This is a genomic window from Streptomyces sp. NK08204 (assembly GCF_020400585.1).
GTDB lineage: Bacteria > Actinomycetota > Actinomycetes > Streptomycetales > Streptomycetaceae > Streptomyces.
The window spans coordinates 227,126-242,623 of the sequence record NZ_JAINVF010000004.1; the positions used below are offsets into that span (position 1 = coordinate 227,126).

14 protein-coding genes and 1 tRNA gene are annotated in these 15,498 nt (G+C 70.5%); 6 read left to right on the forward strand and 9 right to left on the reverse strand.

What is annotated here, in order from left to right; genetic code table 11:
- Positions 1-71: 71 nt before the first annotated feature.
- From K7G59_RS08820 to K7G59_RS08830, 3 genes are all read left to right on the forward strand, one after another.
- On the forward strand, positions 72-512 hold the full coding sequence (locus tag K7G59_RS08820) for a hypothetical protein (RefSeq protein WP_225831911.1): 441 nt from the start codon (positions 72-74) through the stop codon (positions 510-512).
- Between the two features lie 34 nt (positions 513-546).
- On the forward strand, positions 547-1,416 hold the full coding sequence (locus K7G59_RS08825) for a spermidine synthase (RefSeq protein WP_225831913.1): 870 nt from the start codon (positions 547-549) through the stop codon (positions 1,414-1,416).
- Between the two features lie 328 nt (positions 1,417-1,744).
- On the forward strand, positions 1,745-2,308 hold the full coding sequence (locus K7G59_RS08830; protein ID WP_225831914.1) for a hypothetical protein: 564 nt from the start codon (positions 1,745-1,747) through the stop codon (positions 2,306-2,308).
- 47 nt (positions 2,309-2,355) lie between these two features.
- Here the strand turns inward: K7G59_RS08830 and K7G59_RS08835 are convergent, their stop codons facing one another.
- The 4 genes from K7G59_RS08835 to K7G59_RS08850 are packed head-to-tail and all read right to left on the reverse strand — an operon-like array spanning position 2,356 to position 7,080.
- Complete coding sequence (locus tag K7G59_RS08835; RefSeq protein WP_225831917.1) at positions 2,356-3,786, reverse strand: GH1 family beta-glucosidase; 1,431 nt, start codon at positions 3,784-3,786, stop codon at positions 2,356-2,358.
- Positions 3,787-3,839: 53 nt separating this feature from the next.
- Complete coding sequence (locus K7G59_RS08840) at positions 3,840-4,730, reverse strand: carbohydrate ABC transporter permease (RefSeq protein WP_225831919.1); 891 nt, start codon at positions 4,728-4,730, stop codon at positions 3,840-3,842.
- Entirely contained in the window at positions 4,727-5,752 is a 1,026-nt protein-coding gene (locus K7G59_RS08845) for a carbohydrate ABC transporter permease (RefSeq protein WP_225831920.1), read from the reverse strand. Before K7G59_RS08845 ends, K7G59_RS08840 begins: the two co-directional genes overlap by 4 nt.
- Positions 5,749-7,080: an ABC transporter substrate-binding protein gene (locus tag K7G59_RS08850; RefSeq protein WP_225831922.1), complete on the reverse strand. Its 1,332-nt coding sequence runs from the start codon at positions 7,078-7,080 to the stop codon at positions 5,749-5,751. Before K7G59_RS08850 ends, K7G59_RS08845 begins: the two co-directional genes overlap by 4 nt.
- Positions 7,081-7,390: 310 nt before the next feature.
- Here K7G59_RS08850 and K7G59_RS08855 point away from each other — a divergent pair, with 310 nt between their 5' ends.
- Positions 7,391-8,446, forward strand: a complete 1,056-nt coding sequence (locus tag K7G59_RS08855; protein ID WP_225831924.1) for a LacI family DNA-binding transcriptional regulator — start codon at positions 7,391-7,393, stop codon at positions 8,444-8,446.
- 503 nt (positions 8,447-8,949) lie between these two features.
- Here K7G59_RS08855 and K7G59_RS08860 read toward each other — a convergent pair.
- From K7G59_RS08860 to K7G59_RS08870, 3 genes are all read right to left on the reverse strand, one after another.
- Positions 8,950-9,022 (reverse strand) — tRNA-His (locus tag K7G59_RS08860).
- A 116-nt stretch (positions 9,023-9,138) separates the two neighbouring features.
- On the reverse strand, positions 9,139-9,741 hold the full coding sequence (gene orn, locus K7G59_RS08865; RefSeq protein WP_225831925.1) for an oligoribonuclease: 603 nt from the start codon (positions 9,739-9,741) through the stop codon (positions 9,139-9,141).
- Between the two features lie 116 nt (positions 9,742-9,857).
- Positions 9,858-11,072 carry a helix-turn-helix domain-containing protein gene (locus K7G59_RS08870; RefSeq protein ID WP_225831927.1) on the reverse strand — a complete coding sequence of 405 codons (1,215 nt, stop codon included), beginning with the start codon at positions 11,070-11,072 and terminating at the stop codon, positions 9,858-9,860.
- 951 nt (positions 11,073-12,023) lie between these two features.
- Between K7G59_RS08870 and K7G59_RS08875 the strand changes: the two genes are divergently transcribed.
- Together K7G59_RS08875 and K7G59_RS08880 are read left to right on the forward strand one after the other, a co-directional pair.
- Positions 12,024-12,551, forward strand: a complete 528-nt coding sequence (locus tag K7G59_RS08875) for a universal stress protein (RefSeq protein WP_225832266.1) — start codon at positions 12,024-12,026, stop codon at positions 12,549-12,551.
- A gap of 137 nt (positions 12,552-12,688) precedes the next feature.
- Positions 12,689-13,249 carry a GPR1/FUN34/YaaH family transporter gene (locus tag K7G59_RS08880; RefSeq protein ID WP_225831929.1) on the forward strand — a complete coding sequence of 187 codons (561 nt, stop codon included), beginning with the start codon at positions 12,689-12,691 and terminating at the stop codon, positions 13,247-13,249.
- 75 nt (positions 13,250-13,324) lie between these two features.
- Here the strand turns inward: K7G59_RS08880 and glmS are convergent, their stop codons facing one another.
- Positions 13,325-15,142, reverse strand: a complete 1,818-nt coding sequence (gene glmS, locus K7G59_RS08885; RefSeq protein WP_225831930.1) for a glutamine--fructose-6-phosphate transaminase (isomerizing) — start codon at positions 15,140-15,142, stop codon at positions 13,325-13,327.
- A gap of 13 nt (positions 15,143-15,155) precedes the next feature.
- Complete coding sequence (locus K7G59_RS08890; protein ID WP_225831932.1) at positions 15,156-15,413, reverse strand: hypothetical protein; 258 nt, start codon at positions 15,411-15,413, stop codon at positions 15,156-15,158.
- Between the last annotated feature and the right edge of the window lie 85 nt (positions 15,414-15,498).

Consider the following 15,498-nt stretch of genomic DNA (forward strand, 5'->3'; position numbering starts at 1 on the left):
GCGCCGTAGCCGTTGACGAACTCGCGCGTTGGAGTCGATGGACTGGCAGGGGCAGCGTGGTGGAGGTCGGCATGAAGACCAGCCAGAGCAACGATCCTTGTACAACGCCGTCGTCGCAGTCGCCGTCGGCGGCGTGTGACGCGGTGTGCGACCTCGTGACGGTACCGGCCCGGCAGGGGCTGGAGGCGGTCGACATCCTGCGTCGCGGAGCGGGAGAGGCGGTGGGACCGGTACTGCACCGGGACGACGGCGGCTGCGGCACCGGCACCCTCGGCTTCCTGGTGCCGGCCGGTACGGCCGCCTGCTGGGACGTGCCGGGCAGCACCTGCACGAAGACCGACGGCCGGGGGCTGCGGCTGGATCCCGAGCAGCCGTCCCCCGTGCCGCCCGTCGAGGGCTCCGACTGGCTGCTGCCGCCCGGCGAGGCCGACCTCGCCACCGACCCGGTGGTGCTGCGCCGGGCCCTCGGGGAGGCGGCCCGGCTGATCGCGGCCGCGGACAGCTGCCGCTGACACCCCTGCCCCGGGGACCTGCGACAATGGACCGATGGGCAGGGCCAGGAACACGCGGCGCAGATCGGGCGCCGCCGAAGTCGTCGAGGAGCCGGTCGACGGCGGGCTCGCGCAGCTCGTCCCCGACCCGGACCGCGGCCGGGCCTGGACGCTGCTGATCGACGGGGCGCCCCAGTCGCACGTCGACCTGGACGACCCGGCGTACCTCTCCTTCGAGTACCAGCGCCGCCTCGGCCATGTCGTCGACCTCGTCGCCCCGCTCGGCAAGCCCGTGCACGCCGTGCACCTCGGCGGCGGCGCGCTCACTCTCGCCCGGTACGTCGCCGCCACCCGTCCCCGCTCCACCCAGCAGGTCGTCGAGCGGGACGCGGCCCTCGTCCAACTGGTCCGGCACCGGCTGCCGCTGGACCCGAACGCGCGGATCCGGGTGCGCTCGGCGGATGCCCGCGAAGGGCTCGCCAAGGTGCCGGACGGGTGGGCCGATCTGGTCGTCGCCGATGTCTTCAGCGAGGCCAGGACCCCCGCCCACCTCACCTCCACCGAGTTCCTGGACGACGTCCGCCGGGCCCTGAAGCCCTCCGGTGTCTACGCCGCCAACCTCGCCGACGGCCCGCCGCTCGCGCACCTGCGCGGCCAGATCGCCACCGCTGCCGCCCGGTTCGGCGAACTCGCGCTGATCGCGGACGCGGCCGTGCTGCGCGGCAAGCGCTTCGGCAACGCGATCCTGGTCGCCTCCGACGCCCCGCTCCCACTCGCCGAACTCACCCGCCGGGCCGCCTCCGACCAGCACCCCGGCCGTGTCGAACACGGCAGGCAGCTCACCGACTTCACCGGCGGCGCGGCACCCGTGACGGACGAGGCGGCGGTGTCCTCCCCGGCCCCACCGCCCTCGGTGTTCCACTAGTTCCCCGACCGCGCCGGTGCGGACTCAGGCGCGGCCAGGGTCTGGCAACTGCGTACCGAGCACGACGACGTCTGCGCACCGAGCACGACGAGTTCTGCTCGCCGAGTACGACGAGTTCTGCGTACCGAGCGCGGCGAGTTCTGCGTACCGAGCGCGGCGAGTTCTGCTCGCCGGGCATGGCGAGTTCGGCGCGCCGGTGCGGCGAGTCTCATGCCGACTCGACGTGATCATGCCTATATAGTTCCGGCCCGGGTCGATCTTCGGCCCCGTTTCATCTGCCATCAACCCGGGCTCTTCAGGCCCCGGGTCGCATCACTTCGGGGGAATCATGCCGTCCGTTCGCCATGCCCTGGTCACCGCCGTGCTGGGCTGTGCCGCGCTCACTCTGACCGCCTGCCAGCCCGACGACGACGGCGCCGCCGACGGCGTCACCCCGCCCGCCGCCACCGCGAGCCGCACCGCCGGCGCTCCCGCCGCCTCCGCGAGCCCGAGCACCAAGAGCGCCTGCCCGACCCTGGCCCCGGGCCACAAGTACGTCCTGGTCGAGAGCGTCTCCGGCGCCATGAACACCCTCACCACCAAGGACGCCAAGCAGAACTGCAACCCCGACGAGGGCGCCTTCTACGACGCGGACAAGGGGAAGGAGCACGAGTACCTCGTCGAGTCCGACGACACGCCCATCACGGTCCTGCACCTGAAGGAGAAGGGGCCGGCGAAGATGACCGCCCGCAACGGCGGTCTGGAGCACATCCGCATCTGCGTCAACGGCTATGCGCAGGAGACCGCCACGAAGAAGGCGGACACCAGTGACTGCTACGGCGAGAACTTCTTCGACGTCGCCGTGGGCAGCGACGGCAAGATCACCGAGATGACCGAGCTGTACGGCTCCTGACGAAGAGGGCGCGGTCCGCCCCACCGCGGACCGCGCCCCACGCCCGGCTAGGCGGCGAAGTCCACCGCCGGCAGCGCCCCCGTGCGCGCCGCCTCGCCGTACCAGCGGGCGCTCGACTTCGGCGTCCGCGCCTGCGTCGCGTAGTCGACGTACACTGCCCCGAACCGCTTGCCGTAGCCGTACGCCCACTCGAAGTTGTCCATCAGGGACCACAGGTAGTAGCCGCGCACATCGGCGCCGTCCGCGATGGCCCGGCGGACCTCCGACAGATGGCCGTGCAGGTAGGCGATGCGCTCGGGGTCGTGCACCCGGCCCTCCGGGTCGGGCTTGTCGTCGTAGGCCGCGCCGTTCTCGGTGATGTACAGAGGCAGGCCGGGGGCCTCCCGTGTGTACCGCATGATCAGCTCGTGCAGGCCGGTCGGGTCGATCGTCCAGCCCATCTCCGTTCGCTCGCCCGGCGTCTGGTGGAACAGCACGTCGTCGGCGCCCGGCCAGGGCGAGTGCTCGCTCGACCCGTGCCCGTCCGCCCGCGGGCCCCGGACCGGGCTGGACGCGGCCGACACCAACGCGGGCGTGTAGTAGTTCAGACCCAGCGCGTCCAGCGGCGCGCGCATCGTGCGCAGGTCGCCGTCGAGGACGTACGACCAGTCGGTGAGCGAGGCCGTCGAGCGCAGCAGTGTCTCCGGGTACGCACCGTGCAGCAGCGGGCCGTGGAAGATCCCGTTGGCCAGATCGTCGATCCGTCGGGCCGCGGCCAGGTCGGCCGGGTCCTGCGAAAGCGGCCGTACGGCCGAGGAATTGAGGCTGATCGCGATCTGCGCGCGTGCCGGCAGCACCGCACGCAGGGCCGAGACCGCCAGCCCGTGCCCGAGGTTGAGATGGTGGGCGGCGCGCAGGGCGGCCACCGGGTGGGTGCGGCCTGGCGCGTGCACACCGGAGCCGTAGCCGAGGAAGGCGCTGCACCAGGGCTCGTTGAGGGTGATCCAGTGCTCCACCCGGTCACCCAGCGCCTCGCCGACGAGCTGCGCGTACTCCGCGAACCGCGAGGCGGTCTCCCGCTCCGGCCAGCCGCCGGCGTCCTCCAGCTCCTGCGGCAGGTCCCAGTGGTAGAGGGTGACGGCCGGCTTGATGCCGTGGGTGAGGAGTTCGTCCACCAGCCGCCGGTAGAAGTCCAGGCCCACCTGGACCGCCGGTCCGCGGCCCGTCGGCTGCACCCGCGGCCAGGAGACCGAGAAGCGGTACGCGTTCAGACCCAGCTCCGCCATGAGCGCCACGTCGTCGCGGTACCGGTGGTAGTGGTCGACAGCGATGTCACCGGTCTCCCCGCCGGCCGTCCGGCCCGGCGTATGGCTGAAGGTGTCCCAGATGGACGGGGTACGGCCGTCCTCCCTTACCGCCCCCTCGATCTGGTACGCGGAGGTGGCCGCGCCCCAGAGGAAAGCGGGCGGAAACGTGACGGAGGAAACGGAGTCAGGCATGGAAGCGCTCCCAAAGGGGTCGTAGAAGACCGACGAGGTGAGTGGTTGAGGTTTCAGCCCTTGATCGCGCCCTGCATGATCCCGCCCACGATCTGCTTGCCGAACAGCAGGAAGGCGATCAGCAGCGGCAGCGTGCCGAGCAGGGCACCCGCCATGATGACCGCCTGGTCCGGGACGTAGCCGGTGCCGAGCGAGTTCAGGGCCACCTGCACGGTCGGGTTCTGCTGGTTCAGGGCGATGATCGGCCACAGGAAGTCGTTCCAGGCGAACACGAAGGTCAGCAGCCCGAGCACGGCCATCGCGGGCCGGGCGGCGGGGAAGACGACGTGCCAGACGACCCGGAGGCTGTTCGCCCCGTCCACCCGGGCCGCCTCGATCAGCTCCGACGGCAGCGCCTGCAGCAGGTACTGCCGCATGAAGAACGTGCCGAAGGCGGTGACGAGGCTCGGCAGGATCACCGTCTGCAACTGGTTCGACCAGCCGAGGTCCGACATCCACAGGTACAGCGGCACGACGGCCAGCTGCGGCGGGATCATCATGGTGCCGACGGTCAGCAGCAGCAGCAGTCCGGAGAAGCGGAACCGCAGCTTGGCGAAGGCGAACCCGGCCAGCGTGGAGAACAGCACCGTGGTCACCGTGATCGTGCCCGCGACGATGACCGAGTTGAACATCGCCGTGCCGAGTCCCGCCTGGTCCCAGGCGGTCTGGAGGTTCTTGAACAGGTTTCCGCCGAACCACAGCGGTGGCGGGCTCTGGGCGAGCCGCCGGTCGGTGCGCGAGGCCGCGATCGCCGTCCACACCAGCGGGGCCAGCGAGACCAGCGCGAAGACGGTCAGCACGGCGTAGGTCACCGGGCCCGCGTGCAGCTGCTTGCCCGCGCTCGTCACGCGCCGCCGGCGCTCCTTGCGTGCGGCGTGGGACGGTGTCAGTTCAGTGGTGGTCATGGGGACTTCCTCAGCCGTCGGGTGACCAGCAGGTTGACCGCGGCGATGATCAGGAGGATCAGGAACATCGACCAGGCGATCGCGGACGCCTTGCCGAGGTTGCCGATGATCCAGCCCTGGTCGTACATGTACAGGCCGAGCGTCTGGAACTGGTGCTCCGAGCCGCCCTTGGACCCGCTGACCCCGCCGAACAGCAGGGGTTCACCGAAGAGCTGGGTGGCGCCGATGGTGGAGACCACCACCGTGAACAGGATCGTCGGCCGCAGCTGCGGGACGGTCACATGCCGGAACTGCTGCCAGCGGTTGGCGCCGTCGAGCGCCGCCGACTCGTACAGATCGGCCGGGATCGCCTGCATCGCCGCCAGATAGATCAGCGCGTTGTACCCGGTCCACCGCCAGATCACGATGGACGACACGGCGAACTGCGAACCCCAGTCCGACTCGCGCCAGTTGACCGGATCCACGCCGAAGAAGTGCAGGATCCAGTTGATCAGGCCGCCGTCCCACGAGTACAGCAGCGTGAACACCAGGGTGGCCGCCGCGACCGAGGTGGCGTACGGGGTGAGCATCACGACCCGCCACACGGTCGAGCCGCGCAGCCGGTAGTTCAGCAGATGCGCGAGCCCGATCGCCGCGAGCAGCTGCGGGACGGTGGAGATCAGGCCGATGGTGAACGTGTTCTCCAGGGCGTTCCAGAAGAACTCCGAGGACCACAGGTTCTTGTAGTTCTCCAGACCTGCCCAGCTCTGGTGGTCCAGGGCCGACAGCTGCACGTGGTGCAGCGAGTACCAGGCCGTGTACAGCAGCGGGACCAGTGTGAAGGCCCCGAACAGGAGGAAGAAGGGGGAGACGAACGCGTACGGCGACGCCTTTGTGTCCCAGCGGTACAGCCGGCTGCGCCAGGAGTCGCCGCCCGCCGGTGTACCGCGACCGTGAGCGCCCCGGGCCGCGCCCGGCGGGGTGCCGGGCGCGGCATCGGCGCTCCCCGCGGGGTGCGCGAGAGCCTGCTCGGAGCTGGTCACTGGCCGAGCACGTCCTTGATCTCGTTCTTGGCCGCGTTCCAGCCCTGCTCGGGCGACTTGCCCTTCTGCTCGACCTGGAGGATGCCGACATCGCTGATCGCGTTGTCGATCGGCTTGTCCTTGGGGCCGAGGGGCTGCGCCGGGATGGTCTTCGCCGAGTCGGAGAAGATCTGGGTGAGCGGCGCGCCGGAGAAGTACGCGGTGGTGTCGGCCTGCGGCGTCAGGGTCGGGTACACCGAGGGGGTCGACGGGAAGCTGGCCTGCTTGGCGAAGACCTTCGCCTGCTGCTCCGGGGCGGTCAGCCACTTGGCCAGTGCGACGGCCTCCTTCTGGTGCCTGCCCGCGGTCGGCACACCGAGGAAGGAGCCGCCCCAGTTGGAGGCCGCCGGTGCCGCCGCCACGTCCCACTTGCCCTTGCCGGAGTCACCGGACTTCTGCTCGATGTAGCCGATCATCCAGGCGGGGCAGGCCACCGTCGCGAAGGTGCCCTTGGCGAAGCCCTGGTCCCACGTCGGGTCGAACTGCTTGAGCTTCGCGGACATGTCGCTGGTGGCCACGTCCATCGCGACGTCCCAGGCCTTCTTCACGCCCTGGGACCTGTCCCAGACGACGTTGCCGTCCTTGTCGTAGTACCGCTCGCTCGCGCCGCCCACCGCCGCGTTGTACACGGAGGCGGCGGAGTCGACGTACTTCGTCCCCTTGGGGGCCTTCTTCATGTACTGCTTGCCGAGGTCGACGTACTTGCCCCAGTCGCCCTTCCACTGCTCGGCGAGCTTGGTGCGGTCGGTGGGCAGCCCGGCCTTGGCGAACAGGTCCTTGCGGTAGCAGATCGCCATGGGGCCGATGTCGGTCCCCAGCCCAATCGTCTTTCCGTCCTTGGTGGTGGCCTGCGCGAGCTTCCAGTCCAGCCACTGCGACGTGTCGACCTCCTTGCCGAGGTCCACGAACTTGTCGGCCTGGGTCTGCACGGCCTCGGTGATGTTGCCGATCTCGATGGCCTCGATGTCGTCGGTGCCGGAACCGGCCTGGAGGCGGGTGAGCACCTTGGGCCAGTACACGTCGGTCCGTGTGGTGACGTTCTCCTTGATGGCGATGTCCGGGTGGAGCTTCATGTACTCGTCGTAGAGGCCGGCCTGCTGGTAGCCGAAGACGCCGAAGGTCCCGATGGTCAGCGTGATCTTGCCCTTGCCGCCGCCTCCGCCGCCGCCCGAGTTGTCCGGCGAGCTGTCGTCCGAGTCGTTGGCGCAGCCGGCCAGCAGCCCCGTGGTCAGTGCGGCGACGGCCGCGAGGGCTGTCAGCCGCTGGGACCGGCGGATGCTCGTGCGCATGTGCGTCCTCCTGTTGCCTGACGTGCCGACCCCCCGGCCATCTGCATGCATGCGGGCCCGTTCGTACGCGTGGCGGCTCGGGCGGGGAACGTGCGGGTTGTGTAGGTGTCAGGTACCGTGGGAGCGCTCCCATCGGTGATGTGTTGAAGAGTCGTGGGTTCTGAGCGGGGTGTCAAGGGAGCGGACGGCGGCAACCGCGTTCGGTTACTGGGTCGTTGGCGGGCCGGACCCGGTGGATGAGGAGGGCGGTCCCCGGCGGCACTGTTAGATTCCAGGCCAGCACCAGGACACGGCGAGAGGGGCGGAGCCCATGGCAAGCCACGGAGCGCGGGGCCGCGGTGGTGGCCGGCCCACGCTCGAGGAGGTCGCCGCCCGGGCCGGTGTCGGCCGGGGCACGGTCTCGCGGGTGATCAACGGCTCGCCCCGGGTCAGCGAGGCGACCCGTGCCGCGGTCGAGGCCGCCGTGGCGGAGCTGGGCTACGTCCCCAACACCGCGGCCCGCGCCCTCGCGGCCAACCGCACCGACGCCATCGCGCTCGTCGTCCCCGAGCCGGAGACCCGCTTCTTCGCGGAGCCGTACTTCTCGGACATGTTGCGCGGCGTCGGGGCCGAACTGTCCGAGACCGAGATGCAGTTGGTGCTGATATTCGCGGGCAGCGACCAGAAGCGGCAGCGGCTCGCCCAGTACCTGGCGGCCCATCGTGTCGACGGCGTCCTGCTGGTCTCGGTGCACGCCGACGACCCGCTCCCGGACCTGCTGGCCCAGCTGGAGATCCCGGCGGTGATCAGCGGCCCCCGCTCGGCCACGGAGCCCCTCACCTCTGTGGACTCGGACAACTACGGCGGCGCCCGTTCGGCCGTGGAGCACCTGCTGGCCCGGGGCCGCCGCAGGGTCGCCCACATCACCGGGCGCCTGGACGTCTACGGCGCCCAGCGCCGCGTCGACGGTTACCGTGACGCCCTGCGCGACGCGGGCCAGGAGGTGGACGAACTCCTCATCGAACCGGGCGACTTCACGGAGGAGGGCGGTCGGCGGGCGATGACGGCCCTGCTCGCCCGCCGGCCCGACCTGGACGCGGTCTTCGCCGGGTCCGATGTGACGGCGGCCGGTGCCCGGCAGGGGCTGCGCGAGGCGGGCCGCCGCATCCCGGACGACGTGGCCCTCGTCGGCTACGACGACTCGGCGATCGCCCGTCACATGGACCCGCCGCTGACCAGCGTCCGCCAGCCCATCGAGGAGATGGGCCGCACGATGATCGACCTCCTGCTCACCGAGATCGCCGACCGTCGTCCGGCGGTCTCCAGGGGCCTGGAACGCCGGCAGGCGGTGCTGCCGACGCAACTGGTGGCGCGGGCGTCGTCGTAGGTCCCGGAGTCCCGGCCCGGACACCGGGGAACGCGTAGCCCGCCGGTGGCTGGCGGGACGTGCCGCTCACCGCCGGGCGTCGGTCACGAGGGCGTTGACGCGGTTCTCCCGCTCGCGGCGGGTCCTGCGCTGTGCCGGGACCGCCGGGGTGCCTGGGTGCCGGCGAGGGGCCGGCGGTGGACCGCGGGCGGGATGCCGACGCGCAGGGTGGAGCCCTGCCCGCGTCGTACGGGCACGTCGCGGTCGCGTACGACGCGCCCGGCGGGCCCAGGTCGGTGGTGCGGAGGAAGTCCGCGGCCTTGGCCAACACGGAGCCCCGACACGGCTGAACAAAACGGCTGGGAGTGCCGGGGCCTCGTAGGCGGTGCCGGGAGGCCGCGTACCGGGCGGTGTGCCGGAGATCACTCGGCGGTGGTGGCCCGTCGGCTGCCGCGAGCGGCCTTGCGGGAAACGCGAACAGCCGGTGACCCGTCTTTCGACGGAGTCACCGGCTGATCATTCAGGGTGAGTGACGGGACTCGAACCCGCGACATCCTGGACCACAACCAGGTGCTCTACCAGCTGAGCTACACCCACCACGACCGGCGGTTGAACTTGTCGTTTCCCCGACCGGCCGAGAAGAAGTCTACAGGGTCCGAAGGGGTGCTCGCGCACGGGTTTTCGTGTGGTGCATCCGGACGGACCTGCGGACCTTACGGAGCGGGCAGGACGTGCTTGGCGGCGATCGCCTTCGCGGTGTCGGAGTCGGGGCCCGGCTGGGGGACGAAGACGGCTTCCCGGTAGTAGCGCAGTTCGGCGATGGACTCGCGGATGTCGGCGAGGGCGCGGTGGTTGCCGTTCTTCTCCGGGCTGTTGAAGTACGCCCTCGGGTACCAGCGGCGGGCCAGCTCCTTGATGGAGGAGACGTCCACGATCCGGTAGTGCAGGTAGTCCTCGAGGGTCGGCATGTCGCGCAGCAGGAAGCCGCGGTCGGTGCCGACGGAGTTGCCGCACAGCGGGGCCTTGCCGGGCTCCTTGACGTGCTCCCGGACATAGGCGAGGACCTGCTCCTCGGCGTCGGCCAGTGTGGTGCCGCCGGCCAGCTCGTCCAGCAGCCCGGACGTGGTGTGCATCTGCCGTACCACCTCCGGCATCGTCTCCAGCGCCGAGTCCGGCGGGCGGATGACGATGTCCACCCCCTCACCCAGCACGTTCAGCTCGGAGTCGGTGACGAGGGCGGCCACCTCGATGAGAGCGTCGTCGGACAGCGAGAGGCCGGTCATCTCGCAGTCGATCCACACCATGCGATCGTTCATGCGACCACCCTAAAGCTGACGTCGGCTTTTGGGATGCCCCCGGTCCTGCTGACCGGCACCGCAAACGCCGAGGGGGCGGGTGTGGGCCCGCCCCCTCGGATCGCCGGTCCGCCGGTTCAGCCGCCGTGCCTCGGGCCCGGCAGCAGGCTCACCGCGCCCGCGGGCGTCCGGCGGCTCTGCATCGGCACCCCGTTCTCCGGGTGCAGAACGGAGTGCGCGTGGCCCACCGGTCCCGGACCGGACAGCCCGACCGGGGCGCCGGACGGGCCGGACAGGTGCATGGGCGGCTCCGGGTCACCCGGCTTGTCGCCCTGCGGCCGGCGGGCCCGGTAGGCGGCCCGATAGGCGGCGGGGGAGGAGCCGAGCTGGCGGCGGAAGTGCCCGCGCAGCGCGACCGGCGAGCGGAATCCGCACCGGCCGGCGACCTCGTCCACGGAGTAGTCCGACGTCTCCAGCAGCCGCTGCGCCTGCAGCACCCGCTGGGTGATCAGCCACTGCAGCGGCGCACTGCCGGTCAGCGAGCGGAACCGGCGGTCGAACGTACGGCGGCTCATGTAGGCGCGTGCCGCCAGCGTCTCCACGTCGAACTGCTCGTGGAGGTGCTCCAGAGCCCAGGCGACGACCTCGGCGAGCGGGTCGGCGCCGATCTCCTCGGGTAAAGACCTGTCGAGGTAGCGCTCCTGCCCGCCGCTGCGGCGCGGGGGGACCACCAGGCGCCGGGCGAGCGCGCCGGCCGCCTCGCTGCCGTGGTCCGTCCGCACGATGTGCAGACACAGGTCGATCCCGGCGGCCGTACCGGCCGACGTGAGCACGTCGCCGTCGTCGACGAACAGCTCGCGCGGATCCACGTGCACCGACGGGTAGCGCTTGGCCAGCGTCGGTGCGTACATCCAGTGGGTCGTCGCCGGGCGGCCGTCCAGCAGTCCGGCCGCCGCGAGTACGAAGGCGCCGGTGCACAGCCCGACGATGCGGGCGCCCTCCTCGTGGGCTCGGCGCAGTGCGTCGAGCGCCTCCTCCGGTGGCGGCGAGGTGATCGAGCGCCAGGCCGGTACGACGACCGTCCCGGCCCGTGAGATCGCCTCCAGGCCATGTGGCGCGGTGAGTTCCAGCCCGCCCGTGGTGCGCAGCGCGCCTTCTTCGCCCGCGCACACCAGCAGTCGGTAGCGCGGTACGCCTGCGTCCTGGCGGTCGATCCCGAACACCGACAGCGGTATGGAACTCTCGAAGATGGGGCCGCCGCTGAACAGCATCACCGCGACGATCTCCTTGCGGCGTCGCCCGGAAAGCTTCCGGGCCGCTGCTTCCGGCGCGGCAGTGGAGTCGTGGCTCATCAGTGCTAAGCCCCCCTCGGTGGTCGCGGCTCCTCGGTTGTGTCGCTCCTGCACGTTTCCCCTCGGTCCTGCACCAGTCCCCCGCCGTAAAGAAAGTCAAGATCGAATCTACTGGTTCCCGCGCTTTTGCGGTGACCAGTTCCACACGCGGTGCATTGTCGACATGACAACTTGGCGTGAAGCATTCGATCACGAAGGGTTGCACTCGTGGGGCGTGCAGGGAAGTGCGCCTCGTCGCAGTGGCCAATCCGCGTAGGGTGGACAGGGTCGCCCGGACCCTTACCGTGCAGGTGGAACGGGGGTTGGGGGGCGGTTGGACCCCCTCTCAGGGGGCATCCAGAAGTTGGCCGAAAACGAGCGTTCAGGAGCGCAAAAACCGGTCAGTCGACCGGTATCAGCCCTTTGGTGTGACGTCCGCCTCTTTGCGTCGCGCAACCCTCGGAACGCCGGAGCGGGATCCGGTCGACGGCGGCGACGGCCGGGAGGCCGGGCGCCGCGCCCACGCCGCCGGCCGGTGAGGTGCCGTACGGGACGAGGATCACGGGGACGGGTGTGCAGATGGAGGCCGCCCGGCCGATCACTTCGCTCCCGGGGCCGGGTGCGGGGAGGGGCTCGTCGGGGGGTCGCGCTACGGGTGTCCGGCACTCCCTGTGGGGATGGCTCACCGGGTTCAACGCGCGTTCGATCACTCGGTCACCGGCCGCGCACCTGTGAATTCCGTGCAAACCGCCTGTACGGGGCAGCAACCATTGCGTTACGGGCGCCGCTCGTGCATGCTCCGGTGGACCCCTACGGGATTCCGGGGGGCCGCTCACGGAGCGTGCGCGGAATCTGGGCTACGGAGGCGTGCCGCCGTACCCTTGGGGTATGGGCTTGGGAAGATGTTTCCCGGACACAGCTCCGCACCCTGTCGTCCCGAACCCGATCAAGGATCACAACGCCGAGACAGCCATGGCCGGTCACGAATTCTTCGACCCCGCGGACCGCAAGCGGCCGGTCGCCGATCCCACGGCGGCGCAGCCCCTGTCGGCGGAAGAGTCACGCCCTCCCTGCGATCCCGCCTTCCGGCACGGTGTCGTCGTCGGCTTCGACGGGTCCACCTCCAGTGAACGCGCCCTCGCCTACGCCATCGGCATGGCCCACCGCTCCGGCTCGGGCCTGATCATCGTCCATGTGGCCAACCGGCTGCCCACCACCGTGTGGGCGGGCTGTGAGCCGCCCGTGTTCGTGGACGTCCCGGACCACCGCACCGAGGTGCTCGGCCTCGAGCTCGCCTGCGCGGACTACCTCGCCGAGGTGCCCTGGATCCTGGTCGAGCGCGGCGGCGACATCTGCCACGAGCTGGAAGAGGTCGGCAAGGAGTACGAGGCCGACGCGATCGTCGTCGGGTCCACGCACGGGGTCGTCGGACGCATCTTCGGCTCCGTCGCCGGGCGGCTCGCCAAGCGGGCGCAGCGGCCCGTGATCGTCATTCCCTGATCACCGGGCTTCCTGACTGCCCGACCCCCAACTCCCTTTGTACAGCGTGAAACTACTCGCGCGTAGAGGTGTTTGTGCCTTTGTGAAGGGCATATACCGGTCACCCCGCAACAGCACCTGCATGAAGGGAGCCCGCCGTGGACAACGAAGTCTTCGCGGGAAGCGGAAACACCACCGTGGTCGGCCGACTCGCCCTGGGGATAACCCTGTTGGCGTTCGGGCTCGGCACCACCGGTGTGATCGACGGCGTGGCGGCGTCCGATGCCACGTCACTGGCGCACTACGTGGGCGGAGTCGCCCTGTTCCTGGTCGGCCTGCTGGCCTTCCGTGGCGGTGACGGCGCCTCGGGCACGGCCTTCGCGGCTCTCGGCGCCCTGTGGTTCACCTGGGCCGTCGCGGCCCACTCCTCGGCCCACGCCGCCGGGCTCTTCCTGTTGCTGTTCGCCCTCGTGGCGCTCACGTTGACCCTCGCGGGCGGGGACAGCCTGGGGCAGCTGATGCACGGGCTGCTGTGCCTGGCGATGCTGGTCCTGGGCGTCGCCGCCTTCGCCGACAGCTCCGCGCTGACCAAGGCCGGGGGCTGGGCGGCCGTCGCCTCCGGGGCGGTGGCCTGGTACGCGGCGACGGCCGCGCTGGCCCACTGGCCGACGGTTCTGCCGAGGCGTGCCGCCGGCCGGGGGGTGACGGCCACCGGCTGATATGCGGCGGCACCGAAGGACCCCCGCGTGCTGGGTGGCACACGCGGGGGTCCTCTTCTCACGTCTGAGGTTTTCTCACTCCACCGTCACGGACTTGGCGAGGTTCCTCGGCTTGTCGATGTCCCTGCCCAGGGCCTTCGCCGTGTGGTACGCCAGGAGCTGGAGGGGGATGCCCATCAGGATCGGGTCCAGTTCGTCCTCGTTCTTGGGAACGACGATCGTCTGGTCGGCCTTCTCCTGGTGCTGGTGGGCCACCGCGAGGATCTTGCCGCTGCGGGCCTTGATCTCCTCCAGGGCGGCGCGGTTCTTCTCCAGCAGGTCGTCGTCGGGGACGATCGCCACCGTCGGCAGGGCGGGCTCGATGAGGGCCAGCGGGCCGTGCTTCAGCTCGGAGGCGGGGTAGGCCTCGGCATGGATGTAGGAGACCTCCTTGAGCTTGAGGGAGGCCTCGCGGGCCACCGGGTAGCCCCGGACGCGGCCGATGAACAGCATCGAGCGGGCGTCGGCGTAGCTCTCGGCCAGCTCCCGGACCGCTTCCTCCTGCTTGAGGATCTCGGTGATCTGCTCCGGCAGCCTGCGCAGGCCCTCGATGATCCGCTTCCCGTCGCGCACGGAGAGGTCGCGGGTGCGGCCGAGGTGCAGCGCGAGGAGGGCGAAGGCGACCGTGGTGTTGGTGAAGCACTTGGTGGAGACCACGCAGACCTCGGGACCGGCGTGCACGTAGATGCCGCCGTCCGCCTCGCGGGCGATCGCCGAGCCCACCACGTTGACCACGCCGAGGACGCGGGCGCCCTTGCGCTTGAGCTCCTGCACGGCGGCGAGGACGTCGTACGTCTCACCGGACTGGGAGACGGCGACATACAGCGTGTCGGGGTCCACGACCGCGTTGCGGTAGCGGAACTCGGAGGCCGGCTCCGCGTCGGCGGGGATGCGGGCCAGCTCCTCGATCATCTGGGCGCCGATCATGCCCGCGTGGTACGAGGTGCCGCAGCCGAGGATCTTCACCCGGCGGATCCGGCGCGCCTCGCGGGCGTCCAGGTTGAGGCCGCCGAGGCGCACGGTGGAGAAGCGCTCGTCGATGCGCCCGCGCAGCACGCGGTCCACGGCGTCCGCCTGCTCGTGGATCTCCTTGTGCATGTAGGTGTCGTGGCCGCCCATGTCGTACGACTCCGCCTCCCACTCCACGGTGGTGGGCTCGGCGGTGGTGCGGGTGCCCTCGGTGGTGTAGGTGCGGAAGTCGTCGGCCTTCAGCGTCGCCATCTCGCCGTCGTCCAGCGTCACTATCTGGCGCGTGTGGGCGACCAGCGCGGCCACGTCGGAGGCGACGAACATCTCCTTCTCGCCGATGCCCAGGACCACCGGGGAGCCGTTGCGGGCCACCACGATCCGGTCGGGGAAGTCGGCGTGCATGACCGCGATGCCGTACGTGCCCTCCACCACGCGCAGCGTCTCGCGGACCTTGTCCTCGAGCTTCTCGGCCTGCGAGTGGGCGATCAGGTGGGTGAGGACCTCGGTGTCGGTCTCGGAGAGGAACTCGACGCCGTCCGCCTCCAGCTTGCGGCGCAGGTCGGAGGCGTTGTCGATGATGCCGTTGTGCACGACGGCGACCTTGTTGTCGGCCGACATGTGCGGGTGGGCGTTGACGTCGGAGGGGGCGCCGTGGGTGGCCCAGCGGGTGTGCGCGATGCCGGTGGTGCCCTTGAAGCGGGCGGGGACCTTGGCCTCCAGGTCACGCACCCGGCCCTTGGCCTTGACCATCTTCAGGCCGGTCGTCTTCGGCGAGGTGACGACGATGCCCGCGGAGTCGTAGCCGCGGTACTCCAGGCGCTGCAGACCCTCCAGGAGCAGCGGCGCCACGTCACGCTTCCCGATGTATCCGACAATTCCGCACATATATGGATATTCCTCAGCCGTAGACCATGCGGCGCAGCTGCCTGAGCGTCAGCTCCGGCGGTGCGACCGCCCGGTGTTTCAGATCCGCCTCGATCCGTTCGAAGATCTCCGCGTTCTGCAGGCCCTGGGCCTGCAGTTCGCGGTGGCGGCGACGGACGAACTCCTGGATCGTCTCGTCGAAGTACGCGAGCACGTCCTGGATCACCCGCAGAGCCTCGCCCCGGCTAAGGGGCGTGGACTGCGCCAGATGATCAACAAGTTCGTCGTGCACCCGGTAGATCCTGGGCTACGGGAGCGAGTTTCGCAAGAATCCTGCCCGATTCCGGGCAGCCGCCCGTGCGGCCTTGCCCGGGAGT